The organism is Kamptonema animale CS-326 (assembly GCF_028330895.1).
In the GTDB taxonomy this organism is placed as follows: domain Bacteria; phylum Cyanobacteriota; class Cyanobacteriia; order Cyanobacteriales; family Microcoleaceae; genus Kamptonema; species Kamptonema formosum.
In genome coordinates, this window is sequence record NZ_JAQMUA010000339.1 from 1 (window position 1) to 3,022 (window position 3,022).

General features: G+C 42.8%; 2 protein-coding genes. Both read left to right on the plus strand.

Annotated features, from left to right (window positions below):
* The first annotated feature begins 152 nt into the window (after positions 1-152).
* A complete protein-coding gene (ylqF, locus tag PN499_RS19700) occupies positions 153-1,007 on the plus strand; it encodes a ribosome biogenesis GTPase YlqF (RefSeq protein ID WP_272033835.1) in 855 nt (284 codons plus the stop codon).
* A gap of 326 nt (positions 1,008-1,333) precedes the next feature.
* Positions 1,334-2,956: an adenylate/guanylate cyclase domain-containing protein gene (locus PN499_RS19705; RefSeq protein WP_272033837.1), complete on the plus strand. Its 1,623-nt coding sequence runs from the start codon at positions 1,334-1,336 to the stop codon at positions 2,954-2,956.
* Positions 2,957-3,022: the final 66 nt, after the last annotated feature.

Consider the following 3,022-nt stretch of genomic DNA (forward strand, 5'->3'; position numbering starts at 1 on the left):
AAGCCACTACTATCGCAGTCGCCAAGGCGACACCAGATAGGATTGATTGCTGGAACCCGCTGATTCTATTTCCTTCTTCCCTAGTCCCTAGCCCCTAGTCCCTAGCCCCTAGTCCCTAGCTATACAAGCCAACTAACAACTAACAATTTTTTATGAAAATTCAATGGTATCCGGGTCACATTGCTAAGGCTGAACGCAAACTGAAAGAACAGCTCAAGCGTGTGGATGTAGTGCTGGAAGTCCGAGATGCCCGAATTCCGTTGGCTACTCATCATCCTCAAGTGCCGATGTGGGTAGGCGAGAAGGCGCGAGTTTTGGTAATTAACCGCATGGATATGATTTCGCCGCGAGTGCGAAAAGTTTGGGAAGAGTGGTTTGAGGCCCAGGGTGAGGTTCCTTATTTTACTAATGCTCAGCATGGCCAGAGTGTGGAGGCGGTGGCGATGGCGGCGCGGGATGCTGGGGTAAAGTTGAATCAACGGCGGCGCGATCGCGGGATGCTTCCTCGTCCAGTTCGCGCTGTGGCGATTGGCTTTCCCAATGTGGGCAAATCGGCTTTAATTAATCGATTATTAGGGCGGCGGGTGGCCGATAGTGCTAGAAGAGCAGGGGTGACGCGAAGTCTTCAGTGGATTCGCATTTCTGAGGAAATTGAACTACTAGACGCTCCAGGGGTAATTCCGACTAGAATTGAGAATCAAGAGGACGCTGAGAAATTAGCTATTTGTGAAGATATTGGCGAGGCTGCTTATGACAATCAGGGTATAGCGGCAGCGATGGTGGATCTATTAACATATCTTGAGACTACCAGTGATGGTTTGATCTCCGCATCTGGTTTAAAGTCTCGCTATGAATTGGACGCGACATCTATTAATGGTGAAAGCTATTTGCATGAGGTAGCAAAACTACGTTATCAAGGAGATGTGGAGCGTACAGCGCGAAAAATGTTAAATGATTTTAGGACTGGTTTGTTAGGCCAACTTGCTCTGGAATTGCCCCCAAATTGAAGTGAATATGAACATGATAAGATGATTAGAGAAAAGACTTAGCTCGCCGGGTTTTGAGGAGTTATATTTTACGTTTAATTATCTCCTCCTACTTAGTGCTGCCAATGTAGAGCCAATATCTTCCTCTGGAAGCCCTATATGCAATGGTTTTAAATTAAGCAAAGTTAAGCATACATAGAGTGAAATGACATCTAGATGCTTGCCTTGATAGAATTGAACAATCTGTTTATTTAAACGCAATTGTACTCTGAACTAACATAGATTTATAAATTACCTTTTTAGCATTTGAGACTTACAATTAACACTAAGCAGCGGAATTTGATATTATGGATGACCTCAAATTAAAACTGCAAATAGATGGGCTAATAGAAAAAACAGTAGCAGTAAACCGCGATGATTATATTGTTGGTCGCTTACCAGAATGTGATTTACAAGTACCTTTTGCCGATATTTCTCGCCGCCACACCCGTTTTTACAAAACAGCTTCCGGGGAATGGCTAGTAGAAGATATGGGTAGCAAAAACGGTACTCGCTTAAATGATGTCCAGATTACCTATCCTCAAAAACTAAATCAGGGTGACAATGTAAATTTAGGACATAATATTAGTATAATTATTGTTTTAGACAGCCGCCCCCAACCACAGCCTCCAGAAATAGGAAGTCTGGGGGAAGGAATGACGATTCTAGTTAAGGCTAAAGAACTGCAAGAACAGTGGATAGAACCGGATACAAAAATTGAAAATATCAGTAATTATCGACAAGCTATTGACAGACTCAAATATTTGGTAGATATTGCCAAGTTTCTGAATAGTGCTGAATCTATAGAAGCAATTTTTTCCCAGGTGCAGGAAGTTGTATTCCGTGATAATAAAAATATTGAACGATTGGCATTATTAATTGATGTTACTGGTACGGGCAAATTGGAAGTAGTTAATGCTGCTGCTAAAACACTTGCTGAACAGGAAGAGATGCCTACTGATGGTAGTTGGATCAGTCGTACAATTTGTCAAAAAGTATTTGCAGAGCAAGTTGCTATTAAAACGGCTGATGCTCAGATGGACGAACGGTTTGAAGAAGAGATGAGTATTATTGTCAAAGGGATTCGCAGCGCGATCGCAGTACCTTTATGGAACGAACATAAAGTTTTTGGCGTACTTTATGGACACGCTCAATTGTCTTCAGAGGAGTGGCAAAGAGGAGGAGATGAAGACCTAAGCTTTTTTTCGGCTTTAGGCAATTTGGTCGCTTCCAGCGTGCAGCGATGGCTGTTAGCACAGAAACTTAGAAGTGAAGAGACAATGCGGCAAAGATTAGAGCGATATCACTCTCCAGCAGTGGTACAACAGTTAATAGCTGCTTCAGCACTTGTAGACGATCGTTTACCACCAGTAGAGCGCGAAATTAGCATTTTATTTGCTGATATTGTTGGCTTTACTGCTATGTCTGAACGCTTAAGTCCCGCAGAAGTTGCAAAATTACTCAATAATTTTTTCGAGGAAATGCTGCGGGAAGTTTTTGCTGCTGGCGGAACGTTGGATAAATTTATTGGAGATTGTATTATGGCATTTTTTGGCGCTCCTGAACCTCAGTCAGATCATGCTGAGCGTGCTGTAGAAGCTGCGGTAGGAATGTTAGAGCGGTTAGATGAACTTAATGCCAGCGGTACTTTAGGAGAACCTCTGCAACTGCGTATTTCTATTAATAGCGGTAAGGCTGTTGTTGGCGATGTGGGTAGTCTCAAAAGGGTGGATTATACGGTTTTGGGTTCGACGATTAATCTCGCCTCTCGCATGGAAAAAGTTTGTCCTCCTGGGGAATGTGTGGTGAGTGAGAATACTTATGCTATGTTGCGATCGCGCGAAGGTTTTGAATCGATCGGAGACTTTCGTTTTAAAGGTATTGATAGACCAGTAGTAGTATATCAAACTAAAAGGCATGAAGCCTCTTAAGGGTCTGCTTTTTTATCGAGAATGTCCTAATCCTTGTGGCGGTTGTTATATTAGTAATTCTGTCGT

What these genes read in the sequence shown, in the direction of transcription:
- ylqF (WP_272033835.1), top strand. Translation starts at nt 153, where the DNA reads ATGAAAATTCAATGGTATCCGGGTCACATTGCTAAGGCTGAACGCAAA.
- PN499_RS19705 (WP_272033837.1), top strand. Translation starts at nt 1,334, where the DNA reads ATGGATGACCTCAAATTAAAACTGCAAATAGATGGGCTAATAGAAAAA.